We start from the raw sequence: 21,480 nt of genomic DNA, 5'->3' as shown, positions 1-21,480 counted from the left end.
TGATCGTCCTTCCACCTCGGATACGTCGACGCCAGCACGACGAGGCGGGGCTTTCGAGCCTGCTCATCCGTCACGGCGATAGGTCAGCGCGGTGATCTGCTCAGATACCAGACCGATGAGGAACACGATGACTGCGGCACTCCACATCAAGGTGCTTCCATTGGTAAGGCGTCCGTAGGAAAGATAGGTGTAAAGATAATTGAGGCAGCCCAGAGCAAAGAACGCAAAGCTCACCGGAGCAAATAGCTTTAGCGGCGAGTACAGCGTCGCAATCTTGAAGATGATGAGCAGGAAGCGCACGCCATCTTTCAACGGACGAATGTGGCTCTTGCCGATGCGTTGCGCCGCTTTGATCGGTTCATAGGCCACGCCGTAGGCGCTGCGAAAGAATGCCATGGTGCTGGTCGTAGGGTACGAAAAGCCGTTGGGAAGAAGGTGCAGGAATTCCCGAAAACGCGCCGCACGCACAACGCGGAAGCCGGACGTCAGATCCTCCACGACGTGACCGGTCATGCGGGTAGCGAGCCAGTTGTACAGCGTGTTGGCCAACCCGCGACCGACGCCCGCCTGACTGCCCCAATCCCTCGCTCCCACCACCATGTCGAAACCCTGGTCCAGCCGCGCGAGCAGGCGCAATACGTCAGCGGGATCGTGCTGACCGTCGCCATCCATGAACGCAAGGATCTCGCCGGAGGCTGCGCGCGCCCCACGCTTGATGGCAGCACCATTACCCATCGAATAGGGAGAAGACAGGCAAATGACACCCGCGTTCGCGCAAACGCCCTTCGTGTCGTCGGAGGATCCATCATCGACGACGATGATCTCCGCGTCCGGCAGTACCGAGCGCACGCGTGGCAGAAGCTCAACGAGTGCCGCCGCCTCGTTCTTCGCAGGAATAACCACAGTCAGACGTGTCAACGGAGTCGCTCCTGGCGTTCTTTGTCGGGTGTGTCGGTCGAAGGGAATGTCGTGGCAGATACAGAAGGATCGTTCACCTTGAACAAGTTCTGCATCAGATCGCGAGTGAAGGCCTGCTGGTCGCGCATGTCCAGATGGGCACCGTCAGGACAGACGAAAGCTGCCAATACAGGGACGTCTTCGTAGTGGAGCCCAGGAGCCTTGACGATCTGCATGAATCGGTTCCAATACCTTTGGCGAGGGAACATCCGCTCGTCCGCCTCTCGGACCAGGCCACTGCGGGGAAACATGATAAAGACCACCTGACCTCCCCGCTGCTCGATCTTCCGGACCATTTGCTCGATCGCCCGTGCGTTTTGCTCGAAATGCGAAAGATTCGCCATTCGCAGTGTCCGGATGCGCCCGGCAACTTCCGCATCGAAAGCCGCCCACCCCTGCGCAGATGGCACCTCCGTGATCCCCGCATTGCGGAGCACTCTGGCGTAGTAAAACTGAGGCATGGCTACCTTGCCATAGTCCGCGCGGCGCTCGCGATCGGGAAGCGTCACAAGATACTGGGGCGTGGCTGTAGAGTCGAAGACCCGTAAAGCCAGTGACTTAAATGGCCCGGACCCGTCGGCGAAACTCCGTAGATGTCGATGCAGCAAGTCGTCCAGCCAGGCCTCGACCGTAGCAAAATCGGGTATGGCGCGGCGATGGTTCACGCGTCGCCATTCGGCAAGATAGGCGACAGCGCCGTCTTCCCTGTTCAAATCGTCGACTACATGATCCTGGTAATCGACGAGGATCGTTCCCGTCACCCGTTCATCGTTCGCGAGATCTTGCAACACGGGTACGAACGAGCTGCCGTCGATCGCCAGTTGAACGGGCTCGTGTCCCGTCATCCGGCGCATGGTGTCGAGATCGACATCCAGTTGCATCCGCGATGCGCCGATCAGGATAAGCGCGCGATCTCCAAGGCTGCTGGCCCGCTCGCGCTCACGCGCCCAGATGGGCGCCGAGTCGACGATCGTTGGCTCGAATCCGCGCCTCGCGAGCGCCCATTCTTCGGCGGCGATCGCGAGCAGGCTCAGGCACCCTGCCAGCACCAGGGGGATCACCCAGCGGCCGCCGGGTATGTATCGCTGGACCAGGTGAATATCAGAATTGGAAGTAGATGAACGCACGCTCATCGCCCCCCGACGCCAGGAAAATGCCGATCATGCATGCTGCAGCAACGACGGCGCGCGATCCGGTCCCGAGCGTTGCCAGCCATTCGTCCAGAGAGCGGTCGCGCATGCGCCAGTGCCAGGCGAACATGCACAGTGCCGCAGCGAGAGCCAACCATTCATCCGCATACCCATCCCTCCAGCGTGCGAATGTGCCCAGGTAGGCCCATGCCGAAGAAAGATTGGGTGCGCGAAAAGCCACCCAGGCCACGCACACCAGAACGAACGTCAGGATTGTCACCATGGCGTCCAAGGCTACGTTCGTCCTACCTGTCCAACGCGACCTGAGCGCTCTCTCTGCAACAAGGTACAGCCCATGCAGGGCGCCCCAGATCACGAACATCCAGGACGCGCCATGCCATAACCCGCCCAGCAGCATCGTGATCAACAGATTGCGATGTGTCCGCCACCGGCCGCCGCGATTCCCGCCTAACGGAACGTAGAGATAGTCGCGCAACCAAGTGGACAAGGATATGTGCCAACGACGCCAGAAGTCCGAGAAACCTCTTGCCCCATACGGGAAACGAAAGTTATCGGGGAACGCGAAACCAAAGCACATCGCAAGACCGATAGCGCACAGCGAATAACCGCCAAAATCGAAATAGATCTGGCCCGCAAAACCGAAGAACGCAGCCAAGCCACCGACGATACCGAACGCCGACGGCGTGCCGTAGACCGCATCCACCACGGGCGCAAAAAGCCGGTCGGCAAGGACGTCCTTGCAGAACAGCCCGATGAGCACCAGCACCATGCCGTAGGCCACGTGTTCAGGCGTTACGTTACGCGGCGTTGCGATCTGGGGTAACAGTGCGCGGGCACGAACGATCGGGCCCGCCACCAAATGGGGAAAAAAAGCAACGAACAAGGCGTAATCGCGCAGCGACGCATCGCCAGGAATTTCACGGCGATAAACATCGATCGTGTAGGAGAGCGAGGCGAAGGTGTAGAAAGAAATACCTACCGGCAAGACGATGTTCCAGGCCGGCGGCATGTAAGACACCCCGAACGCACTCATGACGTCCTGGGCCGTCTGCAACGCAAAGCCGCCGTACTTGAAGAACCCCAGCAAGCCCAGATTGGCGAGCAGACTGACCACGAGGAGCGCTTTCCTGCGCCCCTCCGATGTTTCTTGACCGAGTCGACGCGCAAGCCACCAGTCCAATCCCGTGGAGAAAGCCAGGATGAAGACATAGGCAGGATTCCAGGCGGCGTAGAACACGTAACTCGCCAGGAGCAGAAACGTCCGCTTCGCGCCCCAACCGCGCAGCGCCAGATAGATCGGGAAAACCAGCGAAAAAAAGACCAGGAAACTCAGCGAGTTGAAAAGCACCTAGCTCCCCCTGGAGCGGGCAGGAATACAACGGGACACCGGGCGTTCCGGTATGCGCCCCAAGGGCTGCGGCATGATAGCGGAAGGAAAGCGAATGACGCGCGCCTTCACCGCGCTGCGCGTGACCGGGAACACAATCTAGAGTAGATTCAGGACCATACCTCGGGGATTCGGGATTCAAGATGGCATCACAAATGCATCAGCCCATGCTCGCCGGCTTGACCGGCATGGCACGGCGCCTCGTCAGTGAAGGTGTGCTGCCAGAGGCGGACGTGCGCAAGGCCGTGCAGGATGCCGCCGAGAAACGTGTTTCTCTCTCAGCCTGGCTGGTTGACCACAATCTGGTCGACAGCGGCAAGCTGTCTCAGGTGGCCTCGTCGGAATTCGGCATGCCGTTGATGGACATCGGTTCCATGGCGCCGGGCGCGATGCCACTGGACCTGGTGACCGAGGCTTTGATCACGAAGCACCAGGCACTTCCCCTGTTCAAGCGCGGCAAGCGGCTGTTCGTCGGCATCGCCGACCCGATGCAGTCGCACGCGCTCGACGAGATCAAGTTCCACTCGAACCACATGGTCGAGCCGGTACTGGTCGAGCGTGGGCAGTTGCGCCGGGTGATCGATAGCGCCCTTTCGGCGATGAACGCCAACGTGCCCGGTTTCGAGGACGGCGGGCTCGACGAACTGGTAATGGAAACGGGCGACGACGACGGCGAAGGCACCACCGGCATCGACGCGAACGCCAACGACGACGCCCCGGTCGTCAAGTTCGTGAACAAGATCCTGGTGGACGCCATCAAGCGCGGCGCCTCGGATATCCACTTCGAGCCGTTCGAAACGGTTTATCGCGTGCGCCTGCGAATGGACGGCATCCTGCGCATCGTAGCCACTGCGCCGATCAAGCTGGGCAACCGGATCGCCTCGCGCATCAAGGTCATGAGCGGCCTGGACATCGCCGAACGCCGCGTGCCGCAAGATGGCCGCATCAAGCTCAACCTGACCAAGACCCGCGCGATCGACTTCCGCGTCAGCACGTTGCCCACGCTGTTCGGCGAGAAGATCGTGCTGCGTATCCTCGACGGTTCGTCGGCCAAGCTCGGCATCGACAAGCTGGGTTACGAGGAACTCCAGAAGAAGCTGTATCTGGAAGCTATCGAGAAACCCTACGGCATGGTGCTGGTCACCGGCCCGACCGGCTCGGGTAAGACTGTGTCGCTGTATACGGCGCTCAACATCCTCAACACCGAGGGACGCAATATCTCCACGGTGGAAGACCCGGTCGAAATCCGCGTCGAGGGCATCAATCAGGTTCAGCAGAACACCAAGCGCGGCATGACCTTCGCGGCCGCCCTACGCTCCTTCCTGCGCCAGGATCCGGACGTGATCATGGTCGGCGAAATCCGCGACCTCGAAACCGCCGAGATCGCCGTGAAAGCCGCCCAAACCGGCCATATGGTGCTGTCCACCCTGCACACGAACGACGCGCCACAGACGATCTCCCGCCTGATGAACATGGGCATCGCGCCCTACAACATCACCTCCTCGGTCACCCTGATCATCGCCCAGCGCCTGGCCCGACGCCTGCACGACTGCAAGCGGGCGATCCAGCTCCCGCCGGCCGCACTGCTGGCGGAGGGGTTCACCCAGGAGGAAATCGACGAGGGCATCACCATCTACGAAGCGGTGGGGTGCGACAGCTGCAACGAGGGCTACAAGGGCCGCGTGGGCATATACCAGGTCATGCCCATGGTCGAGGACATCCAGAAGATCGTCCTGGAGGGGGGCAACGCTCTCCAGATCGCCGAAGTGGCCCGCAAGGCCGGGATCAACGACCTCCGCGCCTCGGCGCTGCTCAAGGTGAGGAACGGTGTGACCAGCCTGGCCGAGATCAACCGCGTCACCAAGGATTGATGTTCGGCGGCCGCACCGTCAGGATGTGCGCCATATGGCAGAAAAATAAGCGGAAAGTCGTTCAGACTGTCCGCCAGGAAGGGGGCGCCAAAGGCGCTCCCTCGACTAGTTGAATCCGGGGGGAACATCACGCCATGGCAGTAGCCACCGCCAACAAGACCTCGCGCGCGCTCGGCGCCGCCAGGTCCGAGGTCAACAAGCTGACGATGTACGACTGGACCGCGCTCGATAAGCGCGGCAAGCGTATGACGGGCGAGATGCAGGCCAAGAACGCATCTCTGGTCAAGGCGGAACTGCGCCGCCAGGGCATGAATCCGCAGACGGTCCGTGAGCGTGCCAAGCCGTTGTTCGGTGGCTCCGGCAGCACGGTCAAGCCGCGCGATGTCGCCATCTTCAGCCGCCAGATCGCCACCATGATGGCGTCCGGCGTGCCCATGGTGCAGGCCTTCGACATCATCGCGAACGGCCAGAAGAATGTCCGCTTCAAGAACATGCTTCTGGACGTCAAGTCCAACATCGAAGGCGGCGCATCCCTTCACGAGGCGCTTGGGCAGTACCCCGTCCAATTCGACGAGCTGTATCGAAACCTCGTACATGCCGGTGAGTCTGCCGGTGTGCTGGACACCATCCTGGACACCGTCGCGACCTACAAGGAGCGCGTCGAGGGTATCAAGTCGAAGATCAAGAAGGCGCTGTTCTATCCCGCCATGGTCCTCGTCGTGGCCCTTCTGGTCACCATGATCCTGCTCCTCTTCGTCGTGCCGGTCTTCCAGCAGACGTTCCGTGACGCGGGCGCCGAGTTGCCGGTCCCCACGATGGTCGTGGTCAAGGCATCGGAATTCATGCAGAGCTACTGGTGGCTCGTCATTGCGGTGATCGCAGGAACGGGCGTCGCCCTGGTCATGGCGAAGAAGCGCTCGGCGAAGTTTGCCCATTTCCTCGATCGGGCGTCGCTGAGGATTCCGGTGATCGGCAATATCCTTCGGCAGTCGGCACTGGCTCGCTTTGCCCGCACGCTCGGCGTCACCTTCCAGGCGGGTGTGCCACTGGTCGAAGCGCTGGAGGCGGTATCGGGCGCCACGGGCAGCATCGTCTACGGTGAAGCGGTCATGAAGATGCGCGACGACGTATCGGTCGGTCACCAGTTACAGCTGGCGATGCGCCAGACCAACCTGTTTCCGAACATGGTGGTGCAGATGACCGCCATCGGCGAAGAATCCGGCTCCCTGGACTCGATGCTGTTCAAGGTCGCCGAGTTCTACGAGGAAGAGGTCAACAACGCAGTCGATACGCTGAGCAGCCTGCTCGAACCCTTCATCATGGTCATCCTCGGTGGATTGGTGGGCGGCATGGTCATCTCGCTTTACCTGCCCATCTTCAAGATCGCCGGCACGACCTGAGCGAACAACCGATGCACAATAAGAGCCCTTCTTCCGAACACGGAAGGAGGGCTTTTCTTTGACAGCCGAAACGAGCCCATGCCCGACATCCCCCTCGCCCTCTGGATCGCCCTCGCCGCCGTCTTCGGCCTGCTCGTAGGCAGTTTTCTCAACGTGGTCATCCTGCGTACGCCCGAGCGGATGCAGTGGGAATGGCGGCGGCAGGCTCGCGAGGTGCTCGAACTGGAGCCGGTCGATGAGCCGAAGCCCCCTGGCGTGGCGCTGGAGCCGTCGCATTGCCCGAAGTGCAAGCATCGGCTCGCTGCGCGGGACAATATCCCCGTGTTCGGGTGGTTGTTACTGCGCGGGCGCTGCCGCTACTGCGGCACGGCCATCTCGGCGCAGTACCCGCTGGTGGAGCTGTTCACGGGTGTCGCCAGCGCATTGGTCGTCTGGCATTTCGGTCCCACGCCAGCCGCGCTGGCCGGCCTGGTCTTTACGTATTTCCTCATCGCGCTGTCCGGCATCGACACGCGTACCCAGTTGCTGCCGGACGAACTCAACTATCCCCTGCTCTGGATCGGCCTCGGGCTTTCCCTGCTTCCCGCGTGGCAGCCACTGCCCGTCGCCCCCACGTCGGCGATTCTCGCTGCATTGATCGGCTACCTCAGCCTGTGGAGCGTGTACTGGGCGTTCAAGCTGCTCACGGGCAAGGAAGGCATGGGTCATGGCGACTTCAAGCTGCTCGCGGCGCTGGGCGCCTGGATGGGGCCGGTGTCGCTGCTGCCCATCATCATGCTTTCCTCGCTGATCGGAGCACTGGTGGGCGGTGGCCTGATGATCTTCCGCAAGCATGAGCGCGACACGCCGATCCCGTTCGGGCCATACATCGCCGCTGCCGGCTGGGTCTGGTTTCTGGCCGGCGATCGGTTGCTCGCGGCATACCTGCGAATCAGCGGTCTGCAATGACGGGCTACGTCGTCGCGCTGACGGGTGGTATCGCCTCGGGCAAGAGCGCCGTGGAGCGTCGCTTCGAGGCGCTCGGCATTCATGCCTACGATGCCGACCTCGCGGCGCGAGCCGTCGTCGAGCCGGGCTCGGAGGCGCTGAGCGAAATCGCGCAGGCGTTTGGGCCCGAGGTTCTTGCCGCCGACGGGCGGCTGGACCGCACAGCCATGCGCCAGCGCATCTTTACCGATCCCACGGCACGTACCACGCTCGAAGGCATCCTGCATCCGCGCATCCGCACGTGGCTGCGCGATGCCGTGGCGGCCGATGAAGGCCCGTACTGCATTCTTTCGATTCCGCTGCTTGTCGAGAATCGCGAGCACTACGCCTGGGTCGATCGCATCCTCGTCGTCGACGCACCCGAACACGTACGACTGGACCGGCTCACGCGGCGCGACAGCATCGAACCGGCCCTGGCCGCGAAGATGATCGCGGCACAGGCGTCCCATCCCGAGCGCCTGGCCATCGCCGACGACGTGATCGTCAATGACGGTGACGAATCCAGCCTCGATGAAGCGGTGGCTACCCTGGACCGCACGTACCGGGAGCTGGCAGCCCGCTGAGCCGCGTTCGGCTCAGATGAGCGACGCGGCCGCCAGACGCTCCGCCACGAATTGCTCGGCCGGCACGGGCTCGCCAACGTGATAGCCCTGGACCAGATCGCAGTCCATCTCCACGAGACGAATCAGCGTCGCTTCGTTTTCCACGCCCTCCGCCACGGCTTCCATGCCCAACCGATGCGCCACGTCGATCATGGCCTGCACCAGCAGTTCGGTACGGGCGTCGGTCGTCATGGCATCGACGAAGGTGCGGTCGATCTTGAGTTCGGTCGCCGGAAAATGGCGCAGATAGGCAAACGACGCGTAACCGGTACCGAAGTCGTCGATCGCCACGCGCACGCCACGATCGCGCAGGCTACGCAGCACCCGCACGCTCATGTCGAGGTCGGTCAGCAGCGCCGTCTCGGTGATCTCCACGATCACGGCTTCCGGAGGCACGCCCCAGATTTCCATCGCACCGATCATCTGTTCCGCAAAGCCGGCTTCAACGAAAACGCGCGGCGACAGGTTGATCGCCACATCCAGCGGGCATCCGCCGCGATGCAAGGCAGCGGCATGGCGCAGCGACGCGTTGAGGCTCCAGCGCGTCAGGGGCACGATGAGATCGCTACGCTCGGCGAACTGGACGAAATCGGTCGGTGCGACATTGACCTGGGCCGCGGTGATCCAGCGCGACAGCGACTCCACCCGCACCATCTCGCCCGAGCGCAGGTCATGCAACGGCTGGAAGGCCACGTGCAGGCGGTTGGCTTCGATGTCCTCGCGCAGCTCACCGTAGAGAATCTCGACCGGCGTGGCATCGGGCTCGTAAAGCGCGAAGGGCTCACCGACGCGCACGGCTTCGTCGTGAGCGAGTTCCGCGCGGCGGTAAAGCAGCTCGGCCACGGTACCGTGTTCCGGATGCACGGCCACGCCCACTACCGGTCGGCCATGCCACGGGCGTTCGCCGCGGAGCAGTGGCGCATCGAAGGCACTGACGATGCGGGTCGCCGCCAGCAGTGCGTGGGTGCGGTTGCGCACGGAAGGCAGCACCACCACGAACGTATCGTCGCCCGCTACGAATACCGTATCGACGTGGCGTACGGCCTGAACCAGTCGCCCGCGGGCGGCCAGCATGATCTCGTTGCCGAAGTCGTAGCCGAAGCGCAACTGAGCCTCGCGCATGCCCTGCAATCTCACCACGAGCACCGCGCGCCAGCCCGAATCCGGCACTACCCGGTCGAGGATCATCTGGACGGCGGGCAGGATATCGGCACGCTCACTCATTGAAGAAAAAACTCCCTTGGGTCGATACCGTGGCTACCTGCAGGCAAGGTTCGCAGGATTTCGCGGCGGACCACGTCCGCCTGGTTCATCAGGTCGACGATGAGGAAGTCCTCGCGCGGCCCCTTGTCCGCCCGGGTGAGAATCGCCACCCGCGGCTGCAGGCGGCGCGCCTGATTCTGCACCATCACGACGGCGACTTCACCCGTGTTCAGCTCCACCATCGTTCCGGTGGGGTAGACGCCAAGGCAGGCCTGGAACTGTTCGACCAGTTCGCCCTGGAATTCGCGATCGCGCCCGGCGTAGAGCTGGCGCAGTGCCAAGTGCTGCGACATCGCCGGTCGATAGGGTCGCATCGACGACATGGCGTGGTAGCTGTCGATGATCGCCGCCATGCGGCCGGACAGCGGAATGGCCGTGCCCGCCAGCCCGGCGGGATAGCCGCTACCGTCGAAGCGCTCGTGGTGCGTCGTGACCATGTCGCGGATCTCCGGATCGTCGACGCCGGAATGATCGAGGATGGCGATGCCTTCGCTCACATGCTGCCGCGCCACCGCCCACTCGTCGTCGTTGAGCGGGCCGGGGCGCTTCAGCATTTCCTCCGGCATCTGCGCCTTGCCCACGTCCAGCAACAGCCCGCCTGCCGCCAGGCTCTCGATCGTTTCGCTCGCAAAGCCCATGTGGCGCCCGAACGCCGCCGCCAGAGTGCTGCAGCCGACTGCGTGCTGATAGGTGTAGCTGTCGCGTCGACGCAGGCTTTCGATCCAGAAGAAGGCATCGCCGCTGCGCAGCACGCTGGCGACCATCGGCCGCACGGCCTCTTCGACCGCGCCCGGTTCGATCGGCTTGCCTGCCTGGATGTCGTCCACCAGGCGCTCCGCAAACGCCGCCATCGTGTTGAACGCCTCGCGCGCGCGCGGCACTTCCTCTTCGAAGGAGGCCGTGTCGGTATAGCTGTGTCGCGCCACGAGCCGCGGATTGATTGCTGGTCGCGCTGCCGTCCGGGCCGCCATGGCAACCCTGGGCAGGGTCTGCGCCGGAGCCACCCGGCGGTGCAGGTCCACGAAGACGTACTTGCAGAACTTGGACAGCTTGTCGATGTCGTCCCGAGACGTGATCGGCACGCCCTGGAGCGGAAAGGGCGTGGCGGACCAATCGCAATCGAGACGGCTCACGTACATGCCGACCTCGAGGTCAGTCACGAACACGCGTCTCTCTACCAGGTCGTACGCCACGCTTCCCTCCCCTGCCATTGCTGCCGCCGGCCTGCGGAGGCGAGCATGAACGGCAGATCGAAGCGGCGCACGTGCCACCGCATAACCACGTTGTCCCATCCGCGCGGGGCCGCCCGTCCACGGTCGTCCCCCGGCGTATCGGCGGCGCCCGCCAATTCTGTAGGGTAAGAACGAAGGGACTCGTCGGACTGTGAAGACCCGCGCGTGAGATAAAGGTTCGTGGTCCGGTCTTATTGGATACGAACCCCGTCGGAGATTGCCATGCGCCGTCGTTTCCTGCCTGCCCTCCTGCTCGCCCTCACGGCGTGCTCTGCCGCGTCCGCGGGCGACGCGGGAGTCCGCCTGCCCGCTCCCATCGTGGATGTCGCCCCCGGCTCCCGCATCGATGCGACCGCCGTCTTCGCCGGTGGCTGCTTCTGGGGCGTGGAAGGCGTGTTCCAGCACGTTCGCGGGGTGAAAAGCGTGCGCGCCGGTTATGCCGGCGGCGACGCCGCCCATGCCAACTACGACGACGTGAGTGACGGCGACACCGGCCACGCGGAATCCGTCCGCGTCGTCTACGACCCGACGCAGGTCACTTACGGGCAACTGCTTCAGGTGTTCTTCTCTGTAGCCCAGGACCCCACCCTGCTCAACCGGCAGGGCCCGGATGTCGGCACCCAGTACCGATCGGCGGTCTTCTACGCCAACCCCGAACAGAAGAAGGTCGCGGAGGCGTATGTCGCGCAGTTGACGGCGGCGCACGCGTTCCCGGCGAAGATCGTCACGGAGGTCACGCCGCTCAAGACGTTCTATCCGGCCGAGAACTATCACCAGGACTACATGCGCCTCAATCCGGACACGATGTACATCGTGGTCAATGACCGGCCGAAGGTGCTGGCCCTGCAGCGGCTCTATCCCGAGCGCTACACACCCGAGTGGGCCAACGGTCGCTGAGAACCGCTATAGCGGTTCCCCAGGCGAATCGCCGCTCCAGTAGGAGCTTGCTGGTGGGAACCACCCTGGTGGCGAAAAGCCAACGAAGCGATGAAGCGGTGAGGCAAGCTCCCATCGCCAGCAGGCTGGCTCCCACCAACTGCCTCCCACCAGCCAGTTCCCTCCGGCGAGTTCTCATCGCTACCAGGATGGCCGCAGGGTCTTAGCCTATCAGAGCATGGGCAGATCGAGGCCCTGCTCCTTCGCGCAGGCAATCGCTTCCGGATAGCCGGCGTCCGCGTGACGCATGACGCCGGTGCCGGGGTCGTTCCAGAGCACGCGGGCGAGGCGCCGGTCGGCCGCCTCGCTGCCATCGCAGACGATCACCACGCCGCTGTGCTGGCTGTAACCCATACCGACGCCGCCGCCGTGGTGCAGGCTGACCCAGGTCGCGCCGCCGGCCACGTTGAGCATGGCGTTGAGCAGCGGCCAGTCGCTGACGGCATCGCTGCCGTCGCGCATGGCTTCCGTTTCGCGGTTCGGGCTGGCGACGGAGCCGGAGTCGAGGTGATCGCGGCCGATCACCACCGGCGCCTTGAGCTCGCCATTGCGCACCATCTCGTTGAAGGCAAGCCCAAGGCGATGGCGCTGCCCGAGGCCCACCCAGCAGATGCGCGCCGGCAGGCCCTGGAAACTGATTCGCTCGCGCGCCATGTCCAGCCAGCGGTGCAAGTGTGGGTCGTCCGGAATCAGTTCCTTGACCTTGGCGTCGGTCTTGTAGATGTCCTCCGGATCGCCCGACAAGGCCACCCAGCGGAACGGGCCGACGCCGCGACAGAACAGCGGCCGGACGAACGCCGGCACGAAGCCCGGGAACGCGAACGCCTCTGCCAGGCCTTCATCCTTCGCCATCTGTCGAATGTTGTTGCCGTAGTCGAAGGTCGGCACACCCATTGCGTGGAACGCGAGCATGGCTTCCACGTGCCGGCGCATGGACGCCTTGGCGGCACGCGACGTCGCCACCGGATCGCTCTTGCGGCGCTCGAACCACTCATCGACGGTCCAGCCCGAGGGAAGGTAGCCATTCACGGGATCGTGCGCGCTGGTCTGATCGGTCACGGCGTCAGGCCGCACACCCCGTCGGACCAGTTCCGGCAGCACGTCGGCGGCATTGCCGAGCAGCGCCACGGAGACCGCGCGCCCCTCCTTCGCATACCGCTCCATGCGCGCCAGTGCGTCGTCCAGATCGGTTGCCTGCTCGTCCACGTAGCGGGTCTTCAGGCGAAAGTCGATGCGGCTCTGCTGGCATTCGATCGTCAGCGACGACGCGCCGGCCAGGCTTGCGGCCAACGGCTGTGCGCCGCCCATGCCGCCGAGACCTGCGGTGAGAATCCAGCGCCCGGCGAGCTGCCCGCCGTAATGCTGCCGCCCCATTTCCACGAAGGTCTCGTACGTGCCCTGCACGATGCCTTGCGAGCCGATGTAGATCCACGAGCCCGCGGTCATCTGGCCGTACATCATCAGGCCCTTGCGATCGAGCTCGTTGAAGTGTTCCCAGTTGGCCCACGCCGGCACCAGATTGGAGTTGGCAATGAGCACGCGGGGCGCATCCGGGTGCGACGGAAAAACGCCCACCGGCTTGCCCGATTGCACGAGCAGGGTCTGGTCGTCGCGCAGTTCACGCAGGCTGCGCAGGATCGCGTCGAAGCATTCCCAATTGCGCGCCGCGCGACCGATGCCGCCGTAGACGACCAGCTCGGCCGGATTCTCGGCCACCTCGGGATCGAGGTTGTTCTGCAGCATGCGGTACGGCGCTTCGGTCAGCCAGCTGCGGCAGGTCAGTTCGCCGCCGCGCGGTGCGCGAACGGTGCGGGTGGTGTCGATGCGCGTGACAGCGGTCATCGGGGAGACTCCGATCCTGGGGATCGCCGATTATGGTCTCCGGCAGCGACGCCTCGCCAGACGCGTCGCAGCAATGCCTCAGTGCCCCGTCGACGTGCTCCGTGCCGGCAGCGTCCGCGTGTCGTCGGTCTGCTGTTCGGTCTGATAACGCCGTACCGCGGCGTTCTGGCGCGCACGGTAGAGGTCCTGCTGGCTGCGGTCCGCGGCGTCCAACTGGTTGCGCAGTGCCGGGTTGCTGGTGTTCGTGCGCTGCATGTCGAGGTTGTCCTGACGGAGGCGCTCACGCAGGGCGTTCTGATCCTGGCGGCTCTGAAGCTGCTGGCGATCGACCTGGCGCTGCCACTGCTGGCTCGGGCTGGGCGTGGCGACCACGACGGGCCGAGGCTTCGGCGGCGGGGCGGCGGGCTTCACCGGCTGAGTCTGATTCTGCGCCAGCGCGAGCGCCGGCATGGCGAGAGCAAGAAAGGCAAGCAGGAACTTGCGTGATGAATTGGTCACGGGACTCGTCCATCATGGGGAGATTGTCTGTGCCAGAGCGTACGTCCTTCCCCATGAACGCCACGTTGTCCCGCTGCGTGATCTTCCTCACGCTGCTGTTGCCGGTACTCGCCGGCTGCGCCACCCGACCGGTAGCGCCCGCGCCCCGCCCGAATCCCGTCCTGCTCGTGTCCATCGACGCCTTTCGCGCCGACTACATCGATCGCGGATTGACTCCGAACCTTGCCGCACTCGAACGCGAAGGCGCCAGCGCGCCGTACATGCTGCCATCGTTCCCTTCCCTGACCTTTCCCAACCACTACACGCTGGTGACCGGCCGTGTGCCCGATCGCAACGGCATCGTGAACAACACCATGCGCGATACGGCGCTGGGCAAGTTCACCACGGCCAACCGTGACGCGGTCCGCGACGGGCGCTGGTGGGCACAGGCCGAACCGATCTGGATCACGGCGCAACGGCATGGGCTGCGCACCGCGACCCTGTTCTGGCCTGGCTCCGAGGCTGAGATTCACGGCGCGTGGGCGGACCACTGGTTTGCATTCGACGATGCACTGACCTCGCGCCAGCGCGTCGACAAGCTGCTGTCCTGGATCGACGAGCCGGGCCCCAAGCCCGTCTTCGACACGCTGTATTTCGACGCGGTAGACCATGCCGGGCACGAGTACGGCCCCGATTCGGCGGAACTCGACGCCGCCCTGCGCGAGGTGGACGACGCGCTCGGTTATCTGGTCGCGCAATTGCGCCGTCGCGGGCTTTACGAGACCACCAACCTCATCGTCCTGTCGGATCACGGCATGGCGGACGTTCCCCGCGGCAACATCGTCTTCGCCGACGAGGAAACCGACCTCGACGCGCTCGCGGAGGTCTCCTACGGCGTCGTGGCCACCTTCGATGCGAAGCCCGGCGTAGACAGCACCCATGCCGTGGCGCGGCTGCTGGGCCCGCACGCGCACATGCACTGCTACCGCAAGGGCGACCTGCCGGCCCGCCTGGACTACGGCAAGAATCCCCGAGTGCCGGACTTCGTCTGCCTCGCCGATACGGGCTGGTCGATCACCAGCCACAAGGTGCTCGCCGAGCGCACCACGCCGATGTCGCGCGGCGAGCACGGCTACGACAATCTCGATCCGAGCATGCGGGCGCTGTTCGTCGCCCGCGGCCCCGCGTTTCGGCCGGGCAGCCGCATCGCTCCGTTCCCCAACGTCGACGTGTACCCCCTGCTCGCCCATCTCCTTGGCCTGCAGCCGCTGCCGAACGACGGCCACCTCGACGATGTGAAGGGCGCACTGGTCTCGCCGTGACGGGCGCCGGGGCGCCCGGCGGCGCCTCGGCAATTCCCGTAGAATCGGCCGATGCGCCAGATCTATACCTCGCCACGCCAAGACAACATCGACCGGGTCGTCGCCCTGCTCACTGAGCACGGCATCGAGACGACGGTCACCAACCGCTCAAGCTGGAATCGCCCCACCTACCAGCGTTTCAGCTATTCGCAGCGCCAGGACAACCGGGATGCGTGGCCGCAGGTCTGGGTGAAAGGCGCCGACGACTTTCCCACGGCGCGCGCCGTGCTGAAGGAGATCGGCATCGAGCCCGTCGTGCGCTTCCAGGAAGAACTCCAGTTGCACCGCCAGCCGGAAAACCGCCCCCGTGCGCAGCGCACGGCTGCACGGGTCCGACTGATGGTGCTGGCGATCGTGGCGGGGGTCATGCTGGTCGTGGTGCTCAAGGCCACCCAGGTCCTCTGAGTGGCGGGCGCCCGCTCCGCCGTTTCGCCGCCCCACCTGGCCCTGCGGACCGCGACGCGTGACGCGCACGAGGCGGCGGAAGCCTCGCCGATGATGCGCAGCCTCGTTGCCGGCGAACTGGACGATCTCGGCTATGAACGGCTGCTCGCCGCGCAGTGGACGCTCCTGAGTCGTTGGGAGGCGGAACGGTCGGCGTGGCTGGATACGCTGCGCGTCCTGCATGGGTGGCCCTACGCCTCGCGTGCCGCTGCTTTGCGCCGCGACCTCATGGCCACGGGGATACAGCGCGACCACTTGCCCGAGTTGCGGCAAACCGCCGTGCCTTCCCTTCGGATGCCCGCTGACGACGCACTGCCTGCCGCTCTGGGCGAGTTGTACGTGATCGAGGGTTCCGCCCTGGGCGGGCGCGTCATCGTGAAGGGGCTGCGTGAGCGGCTCCCGCACCTGCCGCACCATTTTTATGCGATCGGGGAAGGCACAGCCGCTCCATGGCGTCGATTCCAGTCCCTACTGGACGATGTGCTGACCAGTCCGGCTTCGCTCGCGGCCGCCATCGATGCCGCGCGGCACATGTTCGCGCGCTTTCAACAGACGTTACAGGACTCTCCCGCGCATGTCTGAGCTCCCCGACCTCACCGCCTGCGATCGCGAGCCGATCCACATTCCTGGCTCGATTCAACCGCACGGCGTGCTGCTCGTGGTCGATGCAGTAACGGCGGCGATCCTCCAGGTCAGCGAGAACATCGGCGCCGTGCTTGGCCTGAGTCCGGAAGCGGCACGTGGTGCCGCGTTGCATGAGGTGCTCGATCTGCCGGCCCTCGCTCAGACCGACCGCCCCGAACACAGCACCTGGTGGCCGGTGACCTTTCCGCAGGCGCCCGACATCACCGACTGGTATGCCGCTGTGCATGCCTACCCGGACCGCTGGCTGATCGAGGTCGAACCGCGACTCCCATTCTTCGACGAAGACCCCGCGTGGGTGACCTCCGATCACGCAAAGCAGCTGCAAGGCGATGCCACGGTGGAGCGCGCGGCGGCGCGCACCGCTCGCCGCGTACGCAATGTGCTGGGTTACGACCGGGTGATGGTCTATCGCTTCGACCGCGACTGGCACGGCGAGGTGGTTGCGGAAGCCCGCCGCGACGATCTCGAGGCCTATCTGGGGCTGCACTATCCGGCCACCGATATTCCCGTGCAGGCGCGCGCCCTCTACCTGCGCAACCGCGTGCGCCAGATCAGCAACTGTCGCTACGTTCCTGCGCGGATTTGGCCGGTCAACGATCCGCTCACGGGGGCGGCCACCGATCTCAGCGACGTGTCGCTGCGCAGCGTGTCGCCCGTGCATCTGGAATACCTGGGCAACATGGGTGTCACTGCGAGCCTCGTGGCATCGATCATCGTGGACGGCAGGCTTTGGGGCCTCATTTCCTGTCACCACTACAGCCCCCTGTTCGCCGACCACCGCATGCGCAACGCCGCCGACGGCATCGCGAGCGCTTTCGCGGCGCGCGTGGCGGAAATCGAGGAACTGGCCGACATCGAGATGGAAAGCTCGCTGGCGACCGTGCGCGAAAAACTCATGACGGCCTTCGACGAGCACGAGCGGATCGATCCTGCCTTGCTGACCTCGCTGGCGCCGGCATTGTTGGAAGTCGTGGATGCGGACGGCGTGGCGATCTTCGCCGGTGACAAGGTCATGCGCCACGGACATCTGCCCGACGCGACCGCCTTGCTGCGCATTCGCCAGGCATTCGCGCAGGACGAACGGGCGAGCGTGCAACACACCGACGATCTGGGCGCGCGCCACCCCGAGTTGGCCGAATCTGCGATCACGGATCTCGCCGCAGGCGTGATCTTCATGCCGTTGGGGCCGGACCGGCACGACGCCATTCTCTGGACACGCACGGAGCAGGTACGGCACGTACGCTGGGGCGGAAATCCGGCACTGGCGAAGCTCGAGACCATCCCCGGTGCCCGGCTCTCGCCCCGGCAGAGTTTCGAGACATGGCAGGAAACCGTGCGGGGGCGATCGACCCCGTGGTCGCGCCAACACCTGGAATCGGCGCACAGCCTGGGCGTGCTGATCGAAACGATCGAGCGGACGCGCAAGCCCCCCACGGGACGGTGAAAGCCGCGGTGACGCAGGGCTCGCCGGGGCGCTATAACATCGACGCATGACCGATCGCGTCCGCCTGTTCCAGACCCTGCCGCATACCTGCGGCTATTACGCGGAGCGGACCGCGCAGAATCTCGTGGTCGATCCAGGCGCACCGCACCTCGATCGGCTGTACGGTCCGGCACTCACCAAGGGCTTCCGCCGTGCCGGCGGGCATCTCTACTTGCCGCAGTGCGGCGCGTGCCAGGCATGCGTGCCCTGCCGCATCGACGTGGAACACTTCGTCGCCGACCGCACCCAACGCCGCTGCCTCAAGCGCAACGCCGACCTCACGATCGAAGAGGCCTTGCCGGGCTTCACGCATGAGCGTCACGCGCTATACCAGCGCTATCTTCAGGAACGGCACAGTGGCGGCGGCATGGATGCCGCAGACGCGGAAGATTTCCAACGCTTCCTCACCGCGCCATGGAGTCCCACCGTCTTCCTCGAATTTCGCCAGGGCAGCCGATTGGTCGGCGTGGCGGTCACCGACGTCACGCTGGTTGGGGCGTCGGCCGTCTATACGTTCTTCGATCCTGACGAAGCTGCCCGGAGCCTGGGCACCTTCGGCATCCTCCAGCAAGTCGAACTGGCGAAACGGCGCGGCATCCCGTACCTGTATCTCGGTTTCTGGATCGCGGGGCATCCCAAGATGGATTACAAGCGCCGCTTCCGGCCGTTGGAGATCCGCAAGCACGATCGCTGGATCCCGATGCCCTGATGCGGCATCGCGAAGCGTCGTCCTAGGGCCGCATCGCCCAGCGTGCAATGACCGCGTGTATCGCCTCGATGCCGTCGAACAACGCCGCCGGACCTGGCTGCAGAATGATGGGCGACTTGATCTCGTGAAGCTCACCGTCGCGCACCGCGGGCACGTCGGCCCAACCCGGACGAGCGGCCACGTGTTCCGGCCGAAAGCGCTTGCCGCACCACGAGCCGAAAATGATGTCGGGCTCGCGCCTTACCACCTCGATCGGATCGGCCAGGATGCGTTGCTTCGCGAGGGGCTCTTCCAGCAATTCCGGAAAGACGTCGTCGCCACCGGCGATGCGCACCAGTTCGCCGACCCAGCGAATGCCGGTGATCTGCGGATCGTCCCATTCCTCGAAGTACACCCGCGGTCGCCGCGGCAGCGCTGCCGCTTGTGCGGCGATCTTTGCGAGATGTGCCTCGGCACGCGATGCCAGTTCATCGGCCTTGGTGGCAGCACCGACCATGGCACCGAGACGACGGATGTACGCCACGATGCCTTCCACACTGCGGTGATTGCTGATCCACACTTCGACGCCTGCGCGAATGAGTTCGCTGGCAATGTCCGCCTGCAGATCGGAAAAGCCGATCGCGAGATCCGGCTTCAGCGCCAGGATCTGATCGATCTTGGCGCTCGTGAATGCGGATACCTTCGGCTTTTCCTTCCGCGCCCGCGGCGGGCGCACGGTGAAGCCGGAAATGCCCACGATCCGATGCTCCTCGCCAATGGCATAGAGCACTTCGGTTGGTTCCTCGGTAAGGCAGACAATGCGCTGGGGATACGCGTCGGACATCAATGCCCCAGCACGGTGACGGTGATCTTGCGCTGATGCGCCTCATGGCGATGTTCGTAGAGGAACACGCCCTGCCACGTGCCCAGCAAGGGTTTGCCGCCGTGCACGGGAATCGACAACGAGGCGCCGGTGAGCACGGAACGAACGTGCGCCGGCATGTCGTCCGGACCTTCGTCGCGATGGCGAAACAGCGGGTCGCCATCCGGAACCAGCCGTGCGAAGAAGCGCTCGAGGTCAGCGACGACGGTGGGATCGGCATTCTCGCCGATCAGCAACGACGCGCTGGTGTGCTGCACGAAAACGTGTGCGATGCCCGTGCCGACGCCGCTGGCCGCAATCGCTTCGGCAATCCGCTCGGTCACCTCGCCCAGCGAGCGGCCGCGGGTGTGCACGGTGAACGTGGTCTGCGCGATGTGCTGCACGGGCTGGGCGCGAGTCATGAAGCCTCCGGTCAGGGATAGAGCAGTCGCGTCGTCCAGCTTGTACCTTCCGTGGTGTGCACGATGCGTTCGTGCAATCGGAAGGTGGCGCCGTACCAGAACTCCACCCGATCGGGCTCCACGAGATAGCCGCCCCAGTGTGGGGGACGCGGCACGTCGCGGCCTTCGAATTCCTTTTCGTAGTGCGCCACGCGCTCGTCGAAGGTCTTTCGGTCGGGCAGTTCCTGGCTCTGCTTCGAGGCCCATGCACCGATCTGGCTTCCGCGGGGACGGCGGGCGAAATAGGCATCTGACTCCTCAACGCTCGCCTTGCTCACTCGGCCCTCGAAGCGCACCTGGATGCCTTCGCGAATCTGCTTCCAGTGGAAGCACAGCGCGACCTGGTCGTGCTCGGCGATCTCGCCGGCCTTGGCGCTTTCGTAATTGGTGAAGAAACGCAGGCCTTTCTCGTCGATGGCCTTGAGCAGGACGATGCGGGAGTGCACCCGACCGCGGCTGTCGACGGTGGCGAGGTTCATCGCGGTAGGCTCGCGGTCGCCGCTAGCCTTGGCCTCGTCGAGCAGGCCGCGAAAGGTATCGAGAATCTCTGAGTTGAGCATGACGGTGGACTATGCTGCCGGCCATGGAAGTCATCGATGCTAGCACGCTGGCCGCCGCCGTCCTCGGGCATTTCGCCGCGGGTCCGGCGCGGGCGGCGCGCCCTTTCGTGCTGGGGCTCTCCGGCGTGCAGGGCAGCGGCAAGAGTACGCTCGCCGCTGCCATCGTCGATCAGGCCCGCGCGCAGGGCTGGCCCGCCGTGGCCTTGTCGCTGGACGACGTGTATCTGACCCGCATGCAGCGCGAGACGCTGGCGACGGATGTGCATCCGCTGCTGCGCACGCGCGGCGTGCCCGGCACACATGACCTGAACTTGCTCGACACCACGCTCGATGCGCTTGCCCAAGCGTCGGCAACGCACCCTGTCGCCCTGCCCCGCTTCGACAAGGGCCAGGACGACCGCGCGCCCGTCGAGACGTGGCCTTCGGTCCGCGTGCCTCCCAGGCTGGTGGTGCTCGAAGGCTGGTGCCTCGGTGCGAAGCCCGCCGACGCGGAAACACTGATCGAACCGATCAACGCACTGGAGCGCGATGAAGATCCGGACGGCACCTGGCGGCGCTGGGTGAACACCCGCCTCGCGGATTATTTACCGCTATGGAAACGGCTCGACGCGCTGGTGGTGTTGCGCGCGCCATCGTGGGACGTCGTGGCGCGCTGGCGCGAGCAGGCCGAACAGCCGCTGCGCGAGCGCCGCGAACCGCGCGCGATGGATGCGTCGACGCTCGCACGGTTTCTCCAGCATTACGAGCGGATCAGCCGTCGGTTGTTGGCAACGTTGGACAGCGAGGCGGACTGGGTGATCGCGCTGGACGACCATCGCCATGCGACCCTCCCGTCAACCACGCCGCGGTCCGGGGCCAAGTAGGGATGCCC

The 21,480-nt window shown here is 64.8% G+C and carries 21 protein-coding genes; 11 read left to right on the top strand and 10 right to left on the bottom strand.

The annotated features are described in order from the left end of the window. Positions 1–63 precede the first annotated feature (63 nt). From IM816_RS04705 to IM816_RS04695, 3 genes are read right to left on the bottom strand one after another with little or no spacing between them, the layout of a single operon-like run. Entirely contained in the window at positions 64–918 is an 855-nt protein-coding gene (locus IM816_RS04705) for a glycosyltransferase family 2 protein (RefSeq protein WP_250339974.1), read from the bottom strand. Continuing rightward, positions 915–2,090: a hypothetical protein gene (locus IM816_RS04700; protein WP_250339973.1), complete on the bottom strand. Its 1,176-nt coding sequence runs from the start codon at positions 2,088–2,090 to the stop codon at positions 915–917. The genes IM816_RS04705 and IM816_RS04700 overlap by 4 nt, the downstream gene beginning before the upstream one ends. Next, positions 2,059–3,456: an MBOAT family O-acyltransferase gene (locus IM816_RS04695; RefSeq protein WP_250339972.1), complete on the bottom strand. Its 1,398-nt coding sequence runs from the start codon at positions 3,454–3,456 to the stop codon at positions 2,059–2,061. The genes IM816_RS04700 and IM816_RS04695 overlap by 32 nt, the downstream gene beginning before the upstream one ends. 182 nt (positions 3,457–3,638) lie before the next feature. On the opposite strand from IM816_RS04695, the gene pilB reads away from it, so the two are divergent. From pilB to coaE, 4 genes are all read left to right on the top strand, one after another. Next, entirely contained in the window at positions 3,639–5,366 is a 1,728-nt protein-coding gene (pilB, locus tag IM816_RS04690; protein ID WP_250339971.1) for a type IV-A pilus assembly ATPase PilB, read from the top strand. 134 nt (positions 5,367–5,500) lie between these two features. Beyond that, positions 5,501–6,766 carry a type II secretion system F family protein gene (locus tag IM816_RS04685; protein WP_250339970.1) on the top strand — a complete coding sequence of 422 codons (1,266 nt, stop codon included), beginning with the start codon at positions 5,501–5,503 and terminating at the stop codon, positions 6,764–6,766. A 78-nt stretch (positions 6,767–6,844) separates the two neighbouring features. Beyond that, on the top strand, positions 6,845–7,714 hold the full coding sequence (locus tag IM816_RS04680; RefSeq protein WP_250339969.1) for a prepilin peptidase: 870 nt from the start codon (positions 6,845–6,847) through the stop codon (positions 7,712–7,714). Beyond that, positions 7,711–8,316 (top strand): dephospho-CoA kinase, encoded by a 606-nt coding sequence (gene coaE / locus IM816_RS04675; protein WP_250339968.1) that lies wholly within the window; start codon positions 7,711–7,713, stop codon positions 8,314–8,316. Before IM816_RS04680 ends, coaE begins: the two co-directional genes overlap by 4 nt. Before the next feature lie 12 nt (positions 8,317–8,328). Here the strand turns inward: coaE and IM816_RS04670 are convergent, their stop codons facing one another. Then, positions 8,329–9,579 (bottom strand): putative bifunctional diguanylate cyclase/phosphodiesterase, encoded by a 1,251-nt coding sequence (locus IM816_RS04670; protein ID WP_072322917.1) that lies wholly within the window; start codon positions 9,577–9,579, stop codon positions 8,329–8,331. Then, on the bottom strand, positions 9,576–10,778 hold the full coding sequence (locus tag IM816_RS04665; protein WP_250339967.1) for an HD-GYP domain-containing protein: 1,203 nt from the start codon (positions 10,776–10,778) through the stop codon (positions 9,576–9,578). The genes IM816_RS04670 and IM816_RS04665 overlap by 4 nt, the downstream gene beginning before the upstream one ends. A 294-nt stretch (positions 10,779–11,072) precedes the next feature. Here IM816_RS04665 and msrA point away from each other — a divergent pair, with 294 nt between their 5' ends. After that, positions 11,073–11,747: a peptide-methionine (S)-S-oxide reductase MsrA gene (msrA, locus tag IM816_RS04660; RefSeq protein ID WP_250339966.1), complete on the top strand. Its 675-nt coding sequence runs from the start codon at positions 11,073–11,075 to the stop codon at positions 11,745–11,747. Between the two features lie 210 nt (positions 11,748–11,957). On the opposite strand, the gene hutU is transcribed toward msrA, so the two are convergent. Together hutU and IM816_RS04650 are read right to left on the bottom strand one after the other, a co-directional pair. Further along, on the bottom strand, positions 11,958–13,628 hold the full coding sequence (gene hutU, locus IM816_RS04655; RefSeq protein WP_250339965.1) for a urocanate hydratase: 1,671 nt from the start codon (positions 13,626–13,628) through the stop codon (positions 11,958–11,960). A 78-nt stretch (positions 13,629–13,706) separates the two neighbouring features. Further along, a complete protein-coding gene (locus IM816_RS04650; RefSeq protein ID WP_250339964.1) occupies positions 13,707–14,126 on the bottom strand; it encodes a hypothetical protein in 420 nt (139 codons plus the stop codon). A gap of 53 nt (positions 14,127–14,179) precedes the next feature. On the opposite strand from IM816_RS04650, the gene IM816_RS04645 reads away from it, so the two are divergent. Genes IM816_RS04645 through IM816_RS04625 form a run of 5 tightly spaced genes read left to right on the top strand, consistent with a single transcriptional unit; the run spans position 14,180 to position 18,747 of the window. Beyond that, positions 14,180–15,427, top strand: coding sequence for an alkaline phosphatase family protein (locus IM816_RS04645; RefSeq protein ID WP_250339963.1), 1,248 nt, complete (start codon positions 14,180–14,182; stop codon positions 15,425–15,427). Positions 15,428–15,478: 51 nt separating this feature from the next. Continuing rightward, positions 15,479–15,871: a hypothetical protein gene (locus IM816_RS04640; protein ID WP_250339962.1), complete on the top strand. Its 393-nt coding sequence runs from the start codon at positions 15,479–15,481 to the stop codon at positions 15,869–15,871. Beyond that, entirely contained in the window at positions 15,872–16,492 is a 621-nt protein-coding gene (locus tag IM816_RS04635) for a biliverdin-producing heme oxygenase (protein WP_250339961.1), read from the top strand. Beyond that, entirely contained in the window at positions 16,485–17,999 is a 1,515-nt protein-coding gene (locus tag IM816_RS04630; protein WP_250339960.1) for a GAF domain-containing protein, read from the top strand. The genes IM816_RS04635 and IM816_RS04630 overlap by 8 nt, the downstream gene beginning before the upstream one ends. A 46-nt stretch (positions 18,000–18,045) precedes the next feature. Then, complete coding sequence (locus tag IM816_RS04625; RefSeq protein WP_250339959.1) at positions 18,046–18,747, top strand: arginyltransferase; 702 nt, start codon at positions 18,046–18,048, stop codon at positions 18,745–18,747. 22 nt (positions 18,748–18,769) lie between these two features. Here IM816_RS04625 and IM816_RS04620 read toward each other — a convergent pair whose 3' ends face one another. The 3 genes from IM816_RS04620 to pdxH are packed head-to-tail and all read right to left on the bottom strand — an operon-like array spanning position 18,770 to position 20,609. Continuing rightward, the gene (locus IM816_RS04620; RefSeq protein WP_250339958.1) at positions 18,770–19,570 is read right to left on the bottom strand and encodes an ABC transporter substrate-binding protein; all 801 of its coding nucleotides are present in this window, start codon (positions 19,568–19,570) and stop codon (positions 18,770–18,772) included. Next, the gene (locus IM816_RS04615) at positions 19,570–20,010 is read right to left on the bottom strand and encodes a secondary thiamine-phosphate synthase enzyme YjbQ (RefSeq protein ID WP_072322907.1); all 441 of its coding nucleotides are present in this window, start codon (positions 20,008–20,010) and stop codon (positions 19,570–19,572) included. Before IM816_RS04615 ends, IM816_RS04620 begins: the two co-directional genes overlap by 1 nt. Before the next feature lie 11 nt (positions 20,011–20,021). Continuing rightward, positions 20,022–20,609, bottom strand: a complete 588-nt coding sequence (gene pdxH / locus IM816_RS04610) for a pyridoxamine 5'-phosphate oxidase (RefSeq protein WP_250339957.1) — start codon at positions 20,607–20,609, stop codon at positions 20,022–20,024. A gap of 23 nt (positions 20,610–20,632) precedes the next feature. On the opposite strand from pdxH, the gene IM816_RS04605 reads away from it, so the two are divergent. Further along, positions 20,633–21,472, top strand: coding sequence for a kinase (locus IM816_RS04605; protein WP_250339956.1), 840 nt, complete (start codon positions 20,633–20,635; stop codon positions 21,470–21,472). The last annotated feature ends 8 nt before the right edge of the window (positions 21,473–21,480 follow it).

The sequence above is a fragment of the Luteibacter flocculans genome, from assembly GCF_023612255.1.
In the GTDB taxonomy this organism is placed as follows: domain Bacteria; phylum Pseudomonadota; class Gammaproteobacteria; order Xanthomonadales; family Rhodanobacteraceae; genus Luteibacter; species Luteibacter flocculans.
The sequence above is the reverse complement of the archived record's forward strand: the minus strand, read 5'-3'. Positions and strand labels throughout refer to the sequence as shown.